This is a genomic window from Pseudomonas sp. GW821-FHT02B10 (assembly GCF_059421865.1).
Map to the genome: position 1 here is coordinate 628,514 of NZ_JBWKVU010000003.1, position 17,137 is coordinate 645,650.

Consider the following 17,137-nt stretch of genomic DNA (forward strand, 5'->3'; position numbering starts at 1 on the left):
GATCGGCGGCGCAGCCGTCGCTGGGCCAGACGGTGCGTTTCTTCAGGCAGATCGTGGACTCAGGATTTGCGATTGCTCTGCAACCGGTCGCAGCCTCGCGGGCTCGGCAGCGGCTACATGGCTACGTGGCGTGTTCGGAGTATTCGACCTCCAGCGCGTCGAGCTGATGATCGAAGCTTTTCAGGCGCGCGGTCCAGGTGTAGACCAGCACTTCGAAATCGCGGTTGATCACCGCGCCGCCCGGGGTTTCCGAACGCGGGTCGCAGAAATCCAGCTGATAGCGTTCGCGGGCCATGGCGGCGGCGACATCGGACAGTTCGCGGGCGTTGTTCAGCCAGTGGCGACCGTCGGCGGCCTGTTTATCCAGCAGTACACACTGCTTTTTCAGGGCTTCGAGGCTTTTTTCCAGGGGGGTGCCGGTCAACTCGCCCATGACTTCCTGGAAGGTCCGCCCCGGCTGCCAATAACTGCCCCAGAAGTAACGGTCGAACACCGTCTCGACCCGGCGCAGGGCGACTTTGGTGTCCCAGATCGCCACCAGGGTCTTGCCCTGCTCCAGCTGCCTTTTCTTGATTTTCTGGGTCTGGAACGACGTCCAGGCCACGAAGACAATGGCGCTCACCGCAATCAGCGCGCTGGCGCTGTCGAGAAAGATCATGGCCTTGTCGATCTGGTGCGCCAGCATGACACCGTAGAAATAAGTCGCAGAAAGCAGCACCAGTGCGACGATGGCGCACCAGAAGCCGAGAGCATAAGGGTTTTTCATTATTGGAATCCCCATGACCATCACGTGCCTGACCGCTGGCCGAGCACTGGACGCAAGGTGCTCAGCCAACTGTTCAAAGCATAGCAACGGCCTCAGGGTTTGGCGGGGTTCGAGGCTTGCGTTCGTCCGCTTTCCCAGCCACCGCCCAGGGCCAGGAACAGGTCGATCTGACTCATCGCCACCTGGGTGTTGGCCGCGGCCAGCTGGGCCCGTACGTCGGTATAGGTGCGGGTCGCCTGCAGGTCGGCGAGGAACGACTCGCGGCCGGCCTGGAAGAAGCGATGGGTCTGGTCGGCGGCCTGCCGCGCCGACTGCTCGGCCTCGGCCAGGGCGTCGCGACGCTGCAACTGGGCACTGTATTGGGCCAGGCCGGTCTGGGTTTCGCGGATGGCGTTGAGCACCACCCCGTCGAAATGCGCCAGGGCGCCCTGGCTGGCGGCTTCGGCCTGGTGAATGCGTTCGCGGGCGCCGTTGGCCGGTACCGTCCAGCTGATCAGCGGGCCGAAGCCCCAGCGGTTGGTGGAGGGTTTGCCGAGGTTGTCGACAATGCCCACGGTGCCGACGGTCGCGCCAATGCTGATGTCCGGGTACAGCGCGCCAGTGGCGACGCCGATATCGGCGGTGGCCGCGGCCAGGCGCCGTTCGGCCTGGCGCACGTCGGGGCGGCGCTTGAGCAGGGTCGCGCCGTCACCCACCGGCAACAATTGCGCAATATGCGGCAGCTCGGCACAGCTGTCGGTGCCGGCCGGCAACTGGTTCAGCGGCTTGGCCAGGAGCATCGACAAGCGGAACAGGCCGGCCTGGCGCGCCGCTTCATAGCGCGGCAGCTCGGCGCGCAGGGACTTGAACTGGGTCTGCGACCGGGTGACCTGGGTTTCGTCGCCACGCCCGGCGTCGCGCAGGCGCTGGATCAGCGCGGTGCTCTGGGCCTGCAGGTCCAGGGAGTGCTCGGCGATCTCGCGCTCTTCGTTGGCCGCGCAAACCTGGGTGTAAGCCCGCACCACATCGGCCACCAGGGTGATGCGCGCGGTGTCGGCCGCGGCCTGGGTGGCATCGGCGTTGGCCTGGGCGGCCTCGATGCCGCGCTGCAGGGTGCCGAACAGGTCGAACTGATAAGAGGCGCTGACGGACAGGTTACCGACGTTGGCCACCGGCACTTTCTCCGGCAGCAGGAAGGCTTCGCCGGACTCCTGCAAGCGCTCGACCCCGGCCTTGACCCCGCCGCTCCAGCCGCCGGCCGCCTGGGCCTCGTCGACCTGGGCGCGGGCCCGCGCCAGGTTGGCCGCCGCGACCCGCAGGTCGGTGTTGGAGGCCATGGCCTGCTGCACCAGCTGGTCCAGCCGCGGGTCCTGGTACAAGCGCCACCAGTCTGCCGGGACCGGCGCCGAGACCACCTTGTCGCTCGATCCGGCCAGCTCGCCCTGTAAATCGCTGCGGTGCAGCGCCGCGTCGTCCGGCAGGTGGTAGTCCGGGCCGACCATCTGGCAGGCCGATAGCAGCAGGCCCAGGCCGGCGGTGGCTAAACGCAGGCCGCTGTTCATTGCCCCGGCTCCGACCGGCTTTGCGCCTGATCGTCGATGATCGACACGGTGGCGGTGCGCCCGGCGATCATGCGGAAGTCTTCCGGCACCTCGTCGAAGGCAATCCGCACCGGAATCCGCTGGGCCAGGCGCACCCAGCTGAAGGCCGGGTTGACGTTGGGCAGCAGGTTGGAGCCGCTGCTGCGGTCGCGGTCCTCGATGCCGGCGACGATGCTTTCGACATGCCCGCGCAGCCGCGCGCGATCGCCGACCACGCGGATATCGACGCTCTGGCCGATGTGAATGCCGTCGAGCTTGGTTTCCTCGAAATAACCGTCGATGTGGAAGGAGTTGCTGTCCACCACCGACAACACCGGGCGCCCGGCGGTGACGAATTCCTGGGTGCGTGGCGCGCGGTCGTTGACGTAGCCGTCCACCGGGCTGCGGATCACCGAACGGTCGAGGTTCAGCTGGGCGCTGTCCACCGCCACCTGGGCTTCGATCAGGGCCGACTGGGCACGGGCCACGCGGGACTGGCTTTCTTCCAGCTGCTCGCGCGGTACCAGGTTGCCCAGGCCGAGGTTACGTCTGGCCTCGCGCTGGGCCTGGGCCAGGGTTTCCTGGCGGTCGGCCAGGGACGCCTTGGCCTGGCGCAGGGCCAGGCTGAAGCGGTCCTGGTCGATGCTGAACAGCACCTGGCCGCGCTTGACCAGCTGGTTGTCGCGCACCTGCACCTGCTGGATCAGCCCGGAGACGTCCGGGGCGATCTGCACGATGTCGGCGCGGATATGCCCGTCCCGGGTCCAGGGCGCGAACATGTAGTACATCACCATGCGCCAGACCACCACGACCGCGAAGCTCACCACCAGCAACGTCAGGACCACACGGCCAATGGTCAATAAAGGTTTTTTCATGTCATCAGGTATCGACTGAGTGAGTCCACGGCGCCGAGCAGCAAAGCGTACAGACCAACGTTGAACAAAGCCCGGTGCCAGACCAGGCGATAAAAATGCAGGCGTGTCAGCAGCCCGTGGACCACCAGATACAAGCCATAGGTAAGGCCCATCAGCACCAGCAGCGTGGGCAGGAACACCCCGCTGATATCCAGGTCACCGATCATAAAGGCGCTCCATCGATGCCATGGGGCAGCGGTTCCTCAAGCTCGCCACCGCCGACGAACTCCACACCGGGCAGCAGGGCCAGGCGCAGACCGCTGAGGGCGTGCAGCAGATGCAAACGGGTTTCGCGGTCGTCCTGGCTGTGGGCATCCAGGGTGCGACGGGCGCGGTCCAGGGTCATCAGCAGGCCGCTCGGCGCCGGCAGGCGTTCGCCGGCCTTGAGGCAAGCCTTGAAATAGGCGCCGACCTCGGCCACCACCTGGCGCAACAGCACCTGCGCATTACCCTGGGCCCGCGGCGCATAGGCCAGCAGGTCCAGCAGGTTCAGGCCGACGCGCACTTCGCGCAGGGCGCCGCCGGTGTCCTGGCCGGTCATGGCCAGGCGCGGCAGGTGCTGCATCAGGCGGTCGAGCATCTGCACCCCCAGATGGCGGTGTTCGGCCAGGTTGGCGGGCTCGGTCATGCCGACGATGTCCTGCCAGCTGAAGCGGGTCATGCGCTTGGCCGCCAGTTCCGAGCCGAACGGCCGGGCGACCAGGGTCCAGACAAAGGCGAACAGCAGGCCCATGGGCCCGGCCAGGTTGGAGTTGGCGAAGCTCAGGAAATCGGCGTCGTAGGCGCCCTGGATGCTGATGAAGGACGAGGTGTTGACGATGGTCAGCAGCATGCCCAGGTAAAAGCGCGGCTGCACCGTGAGGGTGCCGACGCAGATGAACGGCACGGCGAAGGCCAGCACCAGCATCGGGAAATCGTGCAGGTTGGGCAGGATCAGGAACAGATAGAGGCTGGCGAACAGCACCGACATCGCGGTCCAGAAAAAGAACCGGTAGATCTGCGGCGCCGGGTCGTCCATCGAGGCGAAGAAGCTGCAGGCCACCGCCGCGAGGATCACCGCGCTGCCGCCGTCGGTCCAGCCCAGGAGAATCCACAGCACCGAGGCGACGATGATCGCCAGGACGGTGGAAGCCACCGAGTACAGCATCAGCCCACGGTCGAGGAATGGCGTCAGGCGGCCCAGGCGCCAGTGGCGATAGACCGCGCGCCAGATGTCCTGGCTTTCGCATTGGATGGCGTGTTGCAGGCTGCGGCAGTCCTGCCATAGGTCGATCCACTCGCCAAGGCGGTACAGGGCGTTGGAAAACAGCAGCTGGCGCCGGTCGTCGAGGGCTGCGGCGTCCGGTTGCAGCGCTTCGAGCTGGCCGCGCAGGGCCTGCCAGCGCTCGACCGAAGCACCCTGGGCGGTGCTTTCCAGCCATTGCCCGGCCTGAGCCAATAGCGGCGCGAACCGCTCCACCAGCTCCGGGGTACGTCGCTCCAGGGCGTACAGCGCATCGTCCAGGGCGTCCACCACGGGCAGCAGGTGGATCATGCGCCCGCGCAGCTCCTTGGTATTGCGCACGGTCTGCGGGCGCGCGCCCTCATGGGGCAACTGGCCGATCATCAGCTCCAGGCTGTTGAAGGTGGCGACCATGGACGCGCGCAAGGCGCTGACTTCTTCGGGCTGCACGTTGCGGCTGAGAAAGCGCTGGCTATAGGTGGAGGCATCGGCGAACCATTTGCCCGCCGAATCGACGAACACCGGCGCCAGCCGCCGTGGCCAGAACATACTGCCGATCACGGCCGCGCAGACGATGCCGAGGAAGATCTCCTCGGTGCGGGCCTCCGCCACGTCCCACACCCCCAGCGGGTTATCCACCACCGGCAGGGCGATCAGCGGCAGGCTGTAGCCGGCCAGCATCAGCGCGTAGCTGTTGGCGGTGCGCAGGTGCAGGGAGAGGAACAGCAGGATCCCGGTCCACAGGGCGATGATCACCACCAACAGATAGGGGCTTTGCACGAACATCGGCACGAACAGCACCGCCGCCGAGGCACCGAGCAAGGTACCAATCGCACGGTACAGCGCCTTGGAACTGGTGGGCCCGACGAACGGGCTGGAGACGATGTAGACCGTGGCCATCGCCCAGTACGGACGCGGCATCTGCATGAGCATGGCGATGTACAGCGCGATCATCGACGCGGCAAAGGTGCGCACACCGTAGAACCAGTCGCGCGCCGGCGGCACGCCGGTAAAGAATCCGCTCAAGAAGGCACCGCCGGCGGCTGGGCAGCCGACTCGAAGGCGCGGATCACCTTCAGCGCCGCCTCAAGGTCCGCGGGTGTGATGCCTTCCAGCACCTCGCGACGCAGACGCACCAGCTCGGCTTCCACCGACTGCACCAGCTCGCGGCCGGTGTCGGTCAGGCTCAGGCATTTGGCCCGGCGATCGTGGGGGTCCTCGGTACGGCAAGCGTAGCCGGCGCTGCACAGCTGGTCCAGCAGGCGCACCAGGGACGGGCTTTCCATCCCCGCCGCCTGCGCCACCGTCACCTGACGCACGCCCTCGCCCAGGCGCCCGATCATCAGCAGGGGCACGGCGCAGGCTTCGGAGATTCCATAGTTGACCAGCGTGCTCTGGCAGATCCGCCGCCAATGCCGGGCGGCGACCACCATGCCACTGCTGATATTCATCTGGAGTGATTCGAGAGAGTCAGGCAAAAGAAGGTTCGCATACTGTTAGTTTGCTAACTATCAATGGTGCATGAGGGGGTTAAATCCAGTCAAGTTTTGAAACAATTTAGCGACCGATCGTCGCCCCGAGAAAACCTGGACCGGCTTAGGTACTGAAGATATATATACTTGGTATATACGTTTTTGCAGGAACTGTCCCATGCCCAAACACGCCGTTTTCACGATGAAACTCGAAGCCGACTTGCGCGATCAGTTTATGGCCGAGGCCGAAGCCAGCCATCGCCCCGCATCGCAGATCGTCCGGGAAATGATGCGTCAGTTCGTGCAGGAACAACGGGAAGCCCGGGAGTACGAGGCCTTTCTGCAACAGAAGGTCGATACTGCACGCGCATCCATGACCGCTGGGAAAGGCATCGCCAACGATGATCTGGAAGCCACCTTCGCGGCCCGCAGGGCACAGGTAGCGCCCCGGCAATGAAAGTGATCTGGACGCCGCAAGCCGCACAGGACCGTGCAGACATATGGGATTACCTGCATGACCTGAATCCGCAGGCGGCGCTGGACATGGACATACGCTTCAGCCAATCGGCTACGCAACTGGTGCAACATCCTCAAGCCGGGCGCCCCGGATTGATCGCCGGCACCCGCGAACTGATCCCTCATCAAAGCTACCGTCTGGTCTATCAACTCCATCAGGATGCGGTGTGGATCCTGGCGGTGGTGCATACCGCGCGCCAGTGGCCTCTAACCGAAGCCTGATGCCTCAAGCCCCCCGCCCCTTCCTCAACAACACATCCAGTTGATCCACCACTTCCGCCCAGTCGGCGTCGTCGAGGATCTCGTTGCGCAGGAAATCCGCCTGGCTGCTGGTCCAGAAGAAGGCATCCGCCAGGTGCAGTTCCGGCTTGAGCGGCGAATGGGTGGCGATGAAACGGTCGATGCCCTCGGGGTCGTCGGGCAGGCCGAGTTGTTTGAACAGGGCGGGCAGGCTGTGGGATGGGGATTCCATGGGGGCTCCTGAACGGGTTGGGTGTTGGTTGAACCACTGCTGCGCAGTCGATCGCGAGCCAGCTCGCTCCTACAGAAAACAAGCATTTTTGTAGGAGCGAGCTGGTTCGTGAAAAGTGGGTACATACGCCAACGGCGCTAGTAACTGACCTCGCACACCTCGGCATGAGGCACCATTTTCAGGTACTCGTCCATGCTCAGATGCACCAGGTTGTTGTGGTTGCCGGCTTCCAGGTAGATGTCTTTCTGCCGGGTCAGCATCGGATCGATCACCACGTCCAGCCCATAGGATTCGCCCAGGGCCGGTACCGCGCCGCGTTCGCAATCGTTGAACAGATGCGCCAGGGTGCTTTCCCGGGTGATCTGCCATTCGTTGCTGCCGCGCACCTTGCTCAGATCCAGGTGGCGGCTGGCCGGCAGCACGGCCATCAGGTAGTGGCCATGACTGTCGTCGAGGATCACCGACTTGGCCACGCGCTCGGCGGGAACTCCCGCCACCCGAGCGGTCTCCAGGCTGCTCGACGAATGTGGATGAGCCACCACGTCAAAATCGCAATGCGCCTGTTCCAGGCTGCGTTGCACGGTTCTTGCCATACGCATGATGCACCTCGGTGTCCTGAACGGCTTTGCAGGACTATGGGTTAACGACTGTCACTCCCTTCACAAAGTCTAGGCCGCGCCGCCCTCGCCCACTGACGAACTTCCGAACGGCACGCGGGCGTGAGGCTGCTCAAAATTCGCTCAATCCCACGCTCTACTAGACTCAAGGACAAGGCCAGCGAACGGCTGGCAACCGAGGCACATGACTCTCCAGGAGGGTCGGATGAACGAGCGTGGGTGGCGGGCGACACTGAAAGGGCTACTGCTGGGTGTGCTGATCGGCCTGCCGACCGGGCACGCCCAGGCCGTGAAGCCAGTGGTGGTGCTCACCGTCAACGATGTGATCAGCCCCGCCAGCGCCGACTACGTGGTGCGCGGCCTGGACAAGGCCGCCGACGAGCACGCCCAACTGGTGGTGCTGGGCATCGACACCCCGGGCGGCCTCGACACCTCGATGCGCTCGATCATCAAGGCGATCCTCGCCAGCCCGGTGCCGGTGGCCAGCTACGTCGCCCCCAGCGGCGCCCGCGCCGCCAGCGCCGGCACCTACATCCTGTATGCCAGCCACATCGCCGCGATGGCCCCGGGCACCAACCTCGGGGCCGCCACCCCGGTGCGGGTCGGCATGCCGGGGCAGCCCGACCCGGGCGGCAACCCACCCGCCGCGCCACGCTCGGACAAGAACCCGGAACCAGACACCGACACCCTCAGCCACAAACAGATCAACGACGCTGCGGCCTATATCCGTGGCCTGGCGCAATTGCGCGGACGCAATGCCGAATGGGCGGAACAGGCCGTGCGCGAGGCCGTCAGCCTGCCGGCCCAGGAAGCCTTGAAGCTGAAGGTGGTCGACTATGTCGCCGATGACCTGAACGGCCTGCTCAGGCAACTCGACGGCAAGTTCCTCATCGCCGCCGGCCAGGCGGTGCAGCTGCATACCCTGGGGGCGGCGGTGATCCATCACGACCCGGACTGGCGCACGCAGTTGCTGTCGGTCATCACCCACCCCAGCGTGGCGCTGATCCTGATGATGATCGGCATCTACGGGCTGTTCTTCGAGTTCGTCAACCCGGGCACCGCGGTGCCCGGCGTACTCGGCGGCATCTGCCTGCTGCTCGGTTTGTACGCCTTGCAACTGCTGCCGGTGAACTACGCCGGCGTGGCCCTGATCCTGCTGGGCATCGCCTTCATGGTCGCCGAAGCCTTTCTACCGACCTTCGGCGTCATCGGTTTCGGCGGCATCGTCTCCTTTGTCGTCGGCGCGGTGATCCTGATGGACACCGATGTCCCGGGCTATGGCATTCCCCTGCCGCTCATCGTCGGCCTGGCGGTGGTCAGCGCGCTGCTCCTGGCGACGCTGGCGAGCATGGCGCTGCGCGCGCGACAGCGCCAGCAGGTGGCCGGCGACGCGGGGCTGGTGGGCAGTGTCACGGCGATCACCGCGGTGCAAGCGGGCAACCCTTACAACGGCTGGGTGCTGTTGCAGGGCGAACACTGGCAGGTCCTGAGCGCAACGCCGCTGCAAACCGGACAACAGGTACGGGTGGTGGCGCGCAAGGGGCTGCTTCTGGAAGTGACGACGGCCGAGGCCGCGCCGCGAGGAGGATGAAATGGGTCTGGAATTAGGTTTTGGCGCGCTGCTGGCGCTGCTGTTGGCGCTGGCGGTCTCGACGTTTCGCATCCTGCGCGAATACGAGCGCGGGGTGGTGTTCCAGCTCGGGCGCTTCTGGAGGGTCAAGGGGCCGGGGCTGGTCCTGCTGATTCCGGTCGTCCAGCAGATGGTCCGCGTCGACCTGCGCACCGTGGTGCTCGACGTGCCGCCGCAGGATGTGATCACCCGCGACAACGTCTCGGTCAAGGTCAACGCCGTGCTGTATTTCCGCGTGCTGGACTCGCAGAAGGCGATCATCCAGGTCGAGGATTTCCTCATGGCCACCAGCCAACTGGCCCAGACCACCCTACGCGCGGTGCTGGGCAAGCACGAGCTGGACGAACTGCTGGCCGAGCGCGAACGCCTGAACGCCGATATCCAGCAGGTGCTGGACGCCCAGACCGACGCCTGGGGCATCAAGGTGGCGAACGTCGAGATCAAGCATGTCGACCTCAACGAATCGATGATCCGCGCCATCGCCAAGCAGGCCGAAGCCGAGCGCGAACGCCGGGCCAAGGTGATCCACGCCGAAGGCGAATTGCAGGCCTCGGAAAAACTCATGCAGGCCGCCGAAATGCTCGGCCGCCAGCCCGGCGCCATGCAACTGCGCTACATGCAGACCCTGGGCGCGATTGCCGGCGACAAGAGCTCGACCATCGTTTTCCCGCTGCCCATCGAATTCCTCAAGGGCATGGCGGACTTGTCGCCGAAGAGCTGAGACGCGTTTGCGGGACTGCGCTGGCCGCCCTGCTGCGCCACTGTTCCAGCGCCGCGTAAGGCGCCTGCGCCCATTGCTCCAGCTGTTCCCGCAGCCGCGCTGAAGCCTGTTGCTGCTTGCCCTGGCGATCATCGACAAAGGCCTGCGCCGGCTGCTTGGCATGCTGGCCGATACGGGCGAAGGCCGCTCTGCGTTGCTCGGCGCCCAGGCCGAGAAAATCGCCCAGGTGGCCGTCCATGGCGGCGGGCAGCTGGCTGTAGTTCAGCGCCAGGCCATGGTGTTCGCGGCAGTGTTCCAGCCCCAGCTGCAACAAGCGCCCCAAACGCCGGGCGACCCAGCTTTCCCGGTCCTGGAAAGGCTCGCCGTCGTCCAGCGCGCTGGGCCCGATCAGGCCCGGCGTCATGTGCATGCCGGCCCGGCGCAGATGCGACACGGCGATTTCCAGCGGGTCGCGATACACAAACAGCCACGGCGTATCGGCGAAGCACTGGCGCAGCAGCGGCAGCTCGCCGATGTTCCAGGCATCGAGCTTGATCACCAACCGCTGCTCAGTACCACGGCGTACCTGCCCATAGGCCGACAGCAGGCCCACAAGCGCGGCAGCCCGCTCCTGTGGCGCCAGCGAGCCGCGCAGCAGGGCATCCAGCGGCGGCGGTTCGGACACCATGACATGGTCGTCCAGGCAGGCCAGCATCTGGCTGAGCAGGGTCGAGCCGCAGCGCGAGGCATGAAAGATAAAGGCACTGGGAGCCAGACCCGGGCTGCGTTGACGCCATTCGGTCAGGGCAGACAAAGGCGTCTGGCGGCGGAACGCCTGATTGAACGGCAGGCGCAGGGCCTCTTCGACCGCCTCGCGGAAAAACGGCTGCGACAGCGGCCTGTCGCCGAACCAGCACCAGTCGACCCGCCACTCGTCACCCGGCTGCCAGAGACGGATCGGTAACCAGCCGCGCAGGTTCAGGCCATCCATTGTTCATTCCACAGACGCCGCCCCTGGCGCATGGCCGAACGCAGGTCTTCACGGGTGAACGCCAGGCCACGCTCGGCCGCCAGGGCCAGGGTGCGCTCGATAAAGGCTTCGCTATCGGTCGGCGCCTGCAAGGCCTGGCACAGCGCAGTGTCCTCTTCAAGCAGCCGGCAAAACCGCGCGAAGTCCAGGGCCGCGCGGCCCAGGCCAGGCGCCGGGGTGGTCGGCAGGCCCTCGGCAATCGCCTGCTCCAGCCAAGGGTCGGGGCGACAGTCGAGTACCAGATGAATACGTGCCTGAGTGTCGTAGTTATCCACCCGATGCGGGCGCGACAGGTCGAGAAACCAGCACTCTCCCGCCAGCATCGGCATGCGCTGCCCGTCGAGCAGGAAATCCACCCGCGGCGGGCTGAGCAGGGGGATATGCAGGCGCAGGTCGGCGTCCGGGCCGCCCAGGTCGTAGTCGCGGTGTTCATGAATGCGCGCCCCCGGCCCCAGCCGCAGCAGGCGCGCCGAGACGATCCGCAACGGCAAGTGCCGCAATGCCTGTTGCCAGTCCGGGTCCTGCCGCCAGGGCTCGCGCTGCACCGGCAGGCCCTTGCCCGGCGCCAGCTCGGAGGGCGCGTCAAGCGCCGAGATCAAGGCCACGCCGCTCCAGTCGCCCTCGTAATAGCCGCCGTTGAAGTGGCCCTGCCAGGCGCTCGCATCGATTCGCGCCAGGGCGCGCAACAGCCGTGGCAGGTCCACGCTGACGGGCAGGCGGGCGAACGCCGGACGGCTCATGAGGCCGGCAGCACCTGGCGTTCGACCAGCCAGCCGAGCAATTGCCCCAGGCAGTCCTCGACCGACTGAGCCCCGGTATCCAGTTCCAGCGCGGCCCGTGGCGGCTCGTAGGGCGCCGAGATACCGGTGAACCCCGGCAACTCGCCGCTACGGGCGCGGGCGTAATGGCCCTTGGGATCGCGCTGCTCGCAGACCGCCAGCGAGGCGCTGCACCAGACTTCCAGGTAGTCCTCGCCCAGGCGCCGGGCGAACAGCTCACGCTGCTCGATCAGCGGGGCAATCATCGCCAGGATCACAATCTGCCCGTTGTCCACCAGCAGGGCTGCCAGCTCGCTGGCGCGGCGGATATTTTCCCGGCGGTCGGCCTCGGCGAACCCCAGGTCGCGGTTCAGGCCGCCGCGCAAGGCATCGCCGTCCAGCACCAGGCTCTGCCGACCGTGCTGGAACAGCCCGGCCTGCAGCGCCTGGGCCAGGGTCGACTTGCCCGCCGCCGGCAGGCCGGTCAACAGGATCGCCACACCGCGATGGCCGTTTCGCGCCTCGCGCTGGGCGCGGCTGACGCTGGCCTGGGGGGCCTGCAGGTTATTGTCTTTGGGCATGGGCCACCGGCGTGCTGATGTTGCCCGCCGCCCAGTCGGCCTCACGGCTGGCCAGCGCCGTGGCGATGGACTGCACCTGGGTCGATTGCACCTCGTCGGGCAGCGGGTCGAGGCCGGCGCTGGCGAAGATCTGCCCATAGGCGTTGCGCAGGTCGGCATAGGCCAGGTCGCGCCGCAGGTCCGCCTGCAAGGTGTTCAGCTCGCCCTGGATCAGGTCCAGTTCGCCGATGCCGTTGGCCTGGTAGCGGTTGCGCAGCTGGCCGACGATCTGCCCGTCGATGTCCGCCAGCTCCTGGCTGGTCTTGAACTGGCGCAAGGCGTCGCGGTAGTTGGCGTTGGCCACGTAGACCTGGGCCAGCACGGCAATCGACATGGCCTGGCGACGGGCCGCGGCGACGTCTTCACCGGCCTTGGCGGTGTCGATGGCCGCCGGCGCGGAGAGCACATTGAACAGGTTCCAGGTGACCTTCACCCCGTAGTCGGCCCACTTGTCGTTGACCAGGAACGAGTTGCTGTCGTAATGCCCGCCGGCGGAGAACTCCAGGCCCGGCAGCAGGCGCAGCATGGCCTTGCGGGTTTCCGCGGCGCTGATGCGGCTCTGGTAATCCTGCTCGCGCAGTTCCGGGCGGCTGGTCAGGGCCTCGTGCTCGAGGCGGGCCATATCGACCTTGAGTTCCGGCACCGGGTAATCGTCGCTGGTCGCCAGGGTCAGGTGGGTGGTCATCGGCAGGTTGATCAGGGTCGCCAGCTCGGTCTTGGCCAGGGACAACGCCCGGCGCTGCTCCTCCAGCTGGCGCGTGGCCTCGATCAGCGAGCGCTGGTAGGCCAGGGCCTGCACCGGGTCGCCGATGCGTTGCTGGCTCATGCTCTGGCTGTTGCTGCGGGCCTGCTCGACCCGACCCATGAGGCTGTCGATCTGCTTGAGCAGGCGTTCGGCCGCCACCGCCCGCCAATAGGCCGAGCGCACGTCCTGGACAATGGTGTTGATCACCTTGCGCCGACGCTCCTGGACGATCAGTCGCTGGTCGCCCTGCTGCTTGGCGTTGATGTAGCTGACGCCGAAGTCCAGCACGTTCCAGACCATGGTCAGGTCGGCCACCCTACGGTCCCGATCCTGGGAGGTCGAAGGTTCCAGGGACTGGGTGCCGGTCTCCACGCTCTGGCTGCTGGAGGCGCTGACGTTGTTGCGCCCCACGTAACCGGCGGAGAGGGCCATGCGCGGCAGCATGTCGAAACTGGCGAGGTCCAGCTGGCGCTTGGCCAGGGCCTCTTCCATGATTTTCAAGCGGCCTTCGAGGTTGTACTTCACCGCCCGGGCCATGGCCTGGTGCAGGGTCAGCGGGCCGCTCAGCGGTTCCTGGTCCTTGTACATGCTCTGCAGGTCGCTCCTGGCGCGCTGCTCACTGGCACTGCGTTCGATCGGTTTACTGCTGACGGCACAACCGCTGACCATCAGCGCCAACAAGCTGACCCCGAACAACTTCTGACTTTTATTCATCCTTGTCTCGCCCCTGGGTGCCGCATCGTATTTATGTAGTGTTTCAGGCCTGCATTGCGCTGATGCCGGCCTGTTCGAACGCCTTGGCCAGATCGCGGATCGGCCGTTGTTCTGTGTCTTGCATCACTTGCAATTGCTGGGTCAGCGACGGTGCCCCGAACACCCCGCGCCCGCCCTGGGAAAGATCGCCGGCCTTGGGCTTGTCGCCGAAAGACTTCAGCGAACCGCCATCCTCGGCGGAGTCCTGGTCGAACAGCAGCGACAGCGTGCTTTGGCTGAACACCCCGCCATCGCCGCCACCGAAGCCGAGGAAGCCATGGCCATTGCCATCGCCCCCGGCATCGCTGCTGCCGAACACCTGGGCAATGAAACTCGGCGCCAGGGCCCCGCGATTGATGAAAATATCCCCCAGCGGCCGGATGCCATCGCCCAGCACCCGCTGCTCGAACAACGGCGCGAAGGCCAGTGGCGAGCCCAGGTCGCCAACGGGTGGCGTGGTGACCGTGGGTTGCAACGGCACATAAGGCGGCAGCGGCGGAACCACCGGGTCGCTCGAACGGAATTCCGGATCGCCCACCGGCAGCTCCGTGGGTGGGTTGGCCGCCGGCACGGTGTTGATCGCGTAGTTGTTGGAGTCGGTGCTGCCAGCGCCGGTATTGCCGAAGGAGTCGCTCACCCCGCTGTTGTTCAGGGTGATCAGGTTGCTGGTGTCGCTGATATTGGCGGTTGGCGTCAGGGTCGCGGTCCAGGTCCGGCCGCCGTCGCTGCTGCCCAGGGCGCTCAGGGTGCCGTTGGCCACCGTCAGGTCCGAGTTGGTGAAGCCGCTCACCGCTTCGCTGAAGGTGATGGTCACGCTGCTGGTCTGGCCCACGCCGAGGCTGCTGTTGGCGACCACGATGGTCGCGGTCGGCCGCTGGGTATCGATCAGGTAATTGTTCGAATCCGTGCTGCCCAGCCCGGTATTGCCCGAGGCGTCGCTGACCCCGCTGTTGTTCAGGGTGATCAGGTTGCTCGTATCGCTGAGGTTGGTGTTCGGGGTGAAGGTCGCGGTCCAGGTGATGCCGCCATCGCTGCTGCTCAGCGCGCTCAAGGTACCGTTGGCCACCGTCAGGTCACTGTTGTCGAAGCCGCTCACCGCCTTGCTGAAGGTGATGGTCACCAGGGACGTGTCGCCCACGGCCAGCATCGGGTTGGCGACCACCACGGTAGCGGTGGGGCGCACGGTGTCGATGACGTAGTTGGCCGAGTCGGTGGTGCCACTGCCGGTGTTGCCGACGGCGTCTATCACTCCGGCATTGTTCAGGGTGATCTGATTGCTGCTGTCGCTGATGTTGATGGCCGGGGTAAAGGTGGCGGTCCAGGTCACCCCGCCATCGCTGCTGCTCAGGGCCCCCAGGGTACCGTTGGCCACTGTCAGGTCCGAGTTGGTGAAGCCGCTGATCGCCTCGCTGAAGGTGATGGTGACCGTGGTGGTTTCGCCCGCTTTCAGGGCCGTGTCGGCCAGCACGATGGTGGCGGTCGGCCGCCCGGTGTCGATGATGAAATTGTTCGAGTCGGTGCTGCCGCTGCCGGCATTGCCCGCCGCGTCACTGACCCCGCTGTTGTTGAGGCTGATCAGGTTGGTCGCATCGCTGACGTTGACGTTCGGGGTGAAGGTCGCGGTCCAGGTGATGCCGCCGTCGCTGCTGCTGACCGCGCTCAGGGTGCCGTTGCTCACCGTCAGGTCACTGTTGTCGAAACCGCTGACCGCCTCGCTGAAGGTGATGGTCACCAGGCTGGTTTCGCCAATCGGCAGGATCGGGTTGGCCACCACTATGGTCGCCGTTGGGCGAGCCGTGTCGATGACATAGTTGTTCGAATCGGTGGTGCCGCTGCCCGTATTACCCGAGACATTGATCACGCCACTGTTGTTCAGGGTGATGACGTTGCTGGTATCGCCGACACCCGCAGTCGGCGTGAAGGTAGCGGTCCAGGTGACCCCGCCATCGCTGCTGCTCACCGCGCTCAGGGTACCGTTGGCCACCGTCAGGTCGCTGTTGTCGAAACCACTGACCGCCTCACTGAAGGTGATGGTCACCAGCGAGGTTTCGCCAGCCTTCAGGGCCGTGTCGGCGATCACGACGGTGGCCGTCGGCACTACGGTTTCGATGCTGTAGTTAGCTGAGCTGGTGGTCCCGGTACCGCTGTTGCCGGCCACGTCGGTGAAACCGGTGTTGTTCAGGGTGATCAGGTTGCTCAGGTCGGTGATGCCCGCCGTCGGGGTGAAGGTGGCGGTCCAGGTGATACCGCCGTTGCTGCTGCTCACTGCGCTCAGGGTACCGTTGGCCACTGTCAGGTCGCTGTTGTCGAAACCGCTCACTGCTTCACTGAAGGTGATGGTCACCAGCGAGGTTTCGCCGGCCTTGAGGGTCGAGTCGGAGAGGACGATGGTGGCGGTCGGACGCAGGCTGTCGATGGCGTAGTTGTTGGAGTCGGTGGTGCCACTGCCGGCGTTGCCCGCCCCATCCGTAATGCCGGTGTTATCCAGGGTAATCAGGTTGCTGCTGTCGCTGATACTGGCAGTCGGGGTGAGGGTCGCCGTGTAGGTGATGTTATCGCTGGTGCCCAAGCCGCTCAGCGTACCGTTGGCCACGGTCAGGTCAGCCAGGGTGAAGCCGGTCACCGCCTCGCTGAAGGTGATGGTCACGGTACTGGTCTGGCCCACGCCCAGGGCGCTGTCGGCGACCACTATGGTCGCGGTCGGACGCACGGTGTCGATCGCATAGTTGTTGGAATCGGTGGTGCCGCTGCCGGCGTTGCCCGAGGCGTTGGTCACTCCGCTGTTATCCAGGGTGATGACGTTGCTGGTGTCAGTGATGCTCGACGTCGGGGTGAAGGTGGCAGTCCAGGTGATGCCACCGTCGCTGCTGCTGACCGCGCTCAAAGTGCCGTTGGCGACGGTCAGGTCGGCGTTGCTGAAGCCGCTCACTGCCTCGCTGAAGGTGATGGTCACCAGCGAGGTTTCACCGATCTTCAGGTTGTTATCCGCCACCACGATGGTCGCGGTCGGCAGAACGGTGTCGATGCTGTAGTTGTTGGAGTTGGTGGTGCCGCTACCGCTGTTGCCGGCCAGGTCGCTGACCCCGGTGTTGTTCAGGGTGATCAGGTTGCTGGCATCGGCGATGCCGACGGTCGGGGTGAAGGTCGCGGTCCAGGTGATACCGCCATCGCTGCTGCTCACGGCCGTCAGGGTGCCGTTGGCGATGCTCAAGTCGGCGTTGGTGAAGCCGCTCACCGCTTCGCTGAAGGTAATGGTCACCAACGAGGTTTCACCGGCGCTGAGAGTACTGTCGGCGACCACGATGGTCGCGGTCGGCCGCACCGTGTCGATCGCATAGTTGTTGGAATCGGTGGTGCCGCTGC

Annotated in this window: 17 protein-coding genes; 4 read left to right on the plus strand and 13 right to left on the minus strand. The window is 65.7% G+C overall.

Going from position 1 to position 17,137, the window contains the following annotated elements; translation table 11 throughout:
* Positions 1–121: 121 nt before the first annotated feature.
* From AC07VU_RS10270 to AC07VU_RS10295, 6 genes are all read right to left on the minus strand, one after another.
* Positions 122–766: an NADH:ubiquinone oxidoreductase subunit N gene (locus AC07VU_RS10270; RefSeq protein WP_037004411.1), complete on the minus strand. Its 645-nt coding sequence runs from the start codon at positions 764–766 to the stop codon at positions 122–124.
* A gap of 92 nt (positions 767–858) precedes the next feature.
* Complete coding sequence (locus tag AC07VU_RS10275; protein ID WP_495029819.1) at positions 859–2,307, minus strand: efflux transporter outer membrane subunit; 1,449 nt, start codon at positions 2,305–2,307, stop codon at positions 859–861.
* The gene (locus AC07VU_RS10280; protein WP_495029820.1) at positions 2,304–3,200 is read right to left on the minus strand and encodes an efflux RND transporter periplasmic adaptor subunit; all 897 of its coding nucleotides are present in this window, start codon (positions 3,198–3,200) and stop codon (positions 2,304–2,306) included. The genes AC07VU_RS10275 and AC07VU_RS10280 overlap by 4 nt, the downstream gene beginning before the upstream one ends.
* The gene (locus AC07VU_RS10285; RefSeq protein WP_007932080.1) at positions 3,197–3,406 is read right to left on the minus strand and encodes a DUF1656 domain-containing protein; all 210 of its coding nucleotides are present in this window, start codon (positions 3,404–3,406) and stop codon (positions 3,197–3,199) included. The genes AC07VU_RS10280 and AC07VU_RS10285 overlap by 4 nt, the downstream gene beginning before the upstream one ends.
* Entirely contained in the window at positions 3,403–5,487 is a 2,085-nt protein-coding gene (locus AC07VU_RS10290) for an FUSC family protein (RefSeq protein WP_085533253.1), read from the minus strand. Before AC07VU_RS10290 ends, AC07VU_RS10285 begins: the two co-directional genes overlap by 4 nt.
* Positions 5,484–5,912, minus strand: a complete 429-nt coding sequence (locus tag AC07VU_RS10295) for a MarR family winged helix-turn-helix transcriptional regulator (RefSeq protein WP_053259193.1) — start codon at positions 5,910–5,912, stop codon at positions 5,484–5,486. Before AC07VU_RS10295 ends, AC07VU_RS10290 begins: the two co-directional genes overlap by 4 nt.
* 199 nt (positions 5,913–6,111) lie before the next feature.
* Here AC07VU_RS10295 and AC07VU_RS10300 point away from each other — a divergent pair, with 199 nt between their 5' ends.
* On the plus strand, positions 6,112–6,390 hold the full coding sequence (locus tag AC07VU_RS10300) for a hypothetical protein (RefSeq protein ID WP_025808543.1): 279 nt from the start codon (positions 6,112–6,114) through the stop codon (positions 6,388–6,390).
* The gene (locus AC07VU_RS10305) at positions 6,387–6,671 is read left to right on the plus strand and encodes a type II toxin-antitoxin system RelE/ParE family toxin (protein ID WP_495029821.1); all 285 of its coding nucleotides are present in this window, start codon (positions 6,387–6,389) and stop codon (positions 6,669–6,671) included. The genes AC07VU_RS10300 and AC07VU_RS10305 overlap by 4 nt, the downstream gene beginning before the upstream one ends.
* 4 nt (positions 6,672–6,675) lie before the next feature.
* On the opposite strand, the gene AC07VU_RS10310 is transcribed toward AC07VU_RS10305, so the two are convergent.
* The gene (locus AC07VU_RS10310; RefSeq protein ID WP_007932069.1) at positions 6,676–6,921 is read right to left on the minus strand and encodes a DUF2789 domain-containing protein; all 246 of its coding nucleotides are present in this window, start codon (positions 6,919–6,921) and stop codon (positions 6,676–6,678) included.
* Between the two features lie 137 nt (positions 6,922–7,058).
* A complete protein-coding gene (locus AC07VU_RS10315) occupies positions 7,059–7,520 on the minus strand; it encodes an aminoacyl-tRNA deacylase (protein ID WP_053259191.1) in 462 nt (153 codons plus the stop codon).
* 223 nt (positions 7,521–7,743) lie between these two features.
* Between AC07VU_RS10315 and AC07VU_RS10320 the strand changes: the two genes are divergently transcribed.
* Together AC07VU_RS10320 and AC07VU_RS10325 are read left to right on the plus strand one after the other, a co-directional pair.
* Entirely contained in the window at positions 7,744–9,129 is a 1,386-nt protein-coding gene (locus AC07VU_RS10320) for an NfeD family protein (RefSeq protein ID WP_087092315.1), read from the plus strand.
* Between the two features lies 1 nt (position 9,130).
* The gene (locus tag AC07VU_RS10325; RefSeq protein ID WP_007932057.1) at positions 9,131–9,889 is read left to right on the plus strand and encodes a slipin family protein; all 759 of its coding nucleotides are present in this window, start codon (positions 9,131–9,133) and stop codon (positions 9,887–9,889) included.
* Here AC07VU_RS10325 and AC07VU_RS10330 read toward each other — a convergent pair.
* The 5 genes from AC07VU_RS10330 to AC07VU_RS10350 form a co-directional block, all read right to left on the minus strand.
* Positions 9,855–10,859 (minus strand): sulfotransferase family protein, encoded by a 1,005-nt coding sequence (locus tag AC07VU_RS10330; protein WP_457275369.1) that lies wholly within the window; start codon positions 10,857–10,859, stop codon positions 9,855–9,857. The genes AC07VU_RS10325 and AC07VU_RS10330 overlap by 35 nt on opposite strands.
* The gene (locus tag AC07VU_RS10335; RefSeq protein WP_277589965.1) at positions 10,847–11,638 is read right to left on the minus strand and encodes an aspartyl/asparaginyl beta-hydroxylase domain-containing protein; all 792 of its coding nucleotides are present in this window, start codon (positions 11,636–11,638) and stop codon (positions 10,847–10,849) included. The genes AC07VU_RS10330 and AC07VU_RS10335 overlap by 13 nt, the downstream gene beginning before the upstream one ends.
* A complete protein-coding gene (cysC, locus tag AC07VU_RS10340; RefSeq protein WP_053259187.1) occupies positions 11,635–12,237 on the minus strand; it encodes an adenylyl-sulfate kinase in 603 nt (200 codons plus the stop codon). The genes AC07VU_RS10335 and cysC overlap by 4 nt, the downstream gene beginning before the upstream one ends.
* Positions 12,221–13,735 carry a TolC family protein gene (locus AC07VU_RS10345; protein WP_053259186.1) on the minus strand — a complete coding sequence of 505 codons (1,515 nt, stop codon included), beginning with the start codon at positions 13,733–13,735 and terminating at the stop codon, positions 12,221–12,223. The genes cysC and AC07VU_RS10345 overlap by 17 nt, the downstream gene beginning before the upstream one ends.
* 43 nt (positions 13,736–13,778) lie before the next feature.
* On the minus strand, positions 13,779–17,137 hold a 3,359-nt coding region (locus tag AC07VU_RS10350; protein WP_495029822.1), incomplete at its 5' end, for an Ig-like domain-containing protein.

Bases quoted from the DNA above. Each gene is read 5' to 3' on its own strand.
- AC07VU_RS10320 (WP_087092315.1), top strand. From the start codon at position 7,744: ATGAACGAGCGTGGGTGGCGGGCGACACTGAAAGGGCTACTGCTGGGT.
- AC07VU_RS10280 (WP_495029820.1), bottom strand. From the start codon at position 3,200: ATGAAAAAACCTTTATTGACCATTGGCCGTGTGGTCCTGACGTTGCTG.
- AC07VU_RS10335 (WP_277589965.1), bottom strand. From the start codon at position 11,638: ATGAGCCGTCCGGCGTTCGCCCGCCTGCCCGTCAGCGTGGACCTGCCA.
- AC07VU_RS10285 (WP_007932080.1), bottom strand. From the start codon at position 3,406: ATGATCGGTGACCTGGATATCAGCGGGGTGTTCCTGCCCACGCTGCTG.
- AC07VU_RS10325 (WP_007932057.1), top strand. From the start codon at position 9,131: ATGGGTCTGGAATTAGGTTTTGGCGCGCTGCTGGCGCTGCTGTTGGCG.
- AC07VU_RS10330 (WP_457275369.1), bottom strand. From the start codon at position 10,859: ATGGATGGCCTGAACCTGCGCGGCTGGTTACCGATCCGTCTCTGGCAG.
- AC07VU_RS10305 (WP_495029821.1), top strand. From the start codon at position 6,387: ATGAAAGTGATCTGGACGCCGCAAGCCGCACAGGACCGTGCAGACATA.
- AC07VU_RS10270 (WP_037004411.1), bottom strand. From the start codon at position 766: ATGAAAAACCCTTATGCTCTCGGCTTCTGGTGCGCCATCGTCGCACTG.
- AC07VU_RS10300 (WP_025808543.1), top strand. From the start codon at position 6,112: ATGCCCAAACACGCCGTTTTCACGATGAAACTCGAAGCCGACTTGCGC.
- AC07VU_RS10275 (WP_495029819.1), bottom strand. From the start codon at position 2,307: ATGAACAGCGGCCTGCGTTTAGCCACCGCCGGCCTGGGCCTGCTGCTA.
- AC07VU_RS10345 (WP_053259186.1), bottom strand. From the start codon at position 13,735: ATGAATAAAAGTCAGAAGTTGTTCGGGGTCAGCTTGTTGGCGCTGATG.
- AC07VU_RS10310 (WP_007932069.1), bottom strand. From the start codon at position 6,921: ATGGAATCCCCATCCCACAGCCTGCCCGCCCTGTTCAAACAACTCGGC.
- AC07VU_RS10295 (WP_053259193.1), bottom strand. From the start codon at position 5,912: ATGAATATCAGCAGTGGCATGGTGGTCGCCGCCCGGCATTGGCGGCGG.
- AC07VU_RS10315 (WP_053259191.1), bottom strand. From the start codon at position 7,520: ATGCGTATGGCAAGAACCGTGCAACGCAGCCTGGAACAGGCGCATTGC.
- cysC (WP_053259187.1), bottom strand. From the start codon at position 12,237: ATGCCCAAAGACAATAACCTGCAGGCCCCCCAGGCCAGCGTCAGCCGC.